Below are 572 nucleotides of genomic sequence, written 5' to 3'. Positions count from 1 at the left end.
AGCGGTACCATCTAATTTTGTAACTGCTAATGATGTTACCTCTGTAGCTGCTGTAAATTGTTTAGCTTGCTCAAAAGCATTTTGCCCTGTAGAACCATCTAAAACCAAAAGTACATCGTTTGGTGTATCTTCAACCACTTTTTGCATAACGCGTTTTACTTTAGTTAATTCATTCATTAAATTAACCTTATTATGCAGTCTGCCTGCGGTATCAACAATAACCACATCAGCATCTTGTGTAACTGCGCTTTGTAACGTATCAAAAGCAACCGAGGCAGGATCACTACCCATATTTTGTTTTACAATTGGTACATCTACTCTATCTGCCCAAACTTGTAACTGATCTATTGCTGCTGCCCTAAACGTATCGGCTGCACCTAAAACAACTTTTAAACCTTGCTTTTTAAATTGATGTGCCAACTTACCAATGGTTGTTGTTTTACCAACACCATTAACCCCAACCACCATAATTACGTATGGTTTTTTTTCTTTTGGAATAGTAAATTCAGTTTCTTCACCTATGTTAGTTTCACTTAATAAACTAGCTATTTCTTCTCTTAAAATAGTATTAA

The 572-nt window shown here is 35.5% G+C and carries 1 protein-coding gene; it reads right to left on the bottom strand.

Annotated elements, in window-relative coordinates:
• The coding region (gene ftsY / locus FUA24_RS20975) for a signal recognition particle-docking protein FtsY (protein ID WP_246147129.1) at positions 1-572 on the bottom strand (572 nt) is incomplete at both ends.

This window comes from Seonamhaeicola marinus, assembly GCF_008085455.1.
The sequence above is the reverse complement of the archived record's forward strand: the minus strand, read 5'-3'. Positions and strand labels throughout refer to the sequence as shown.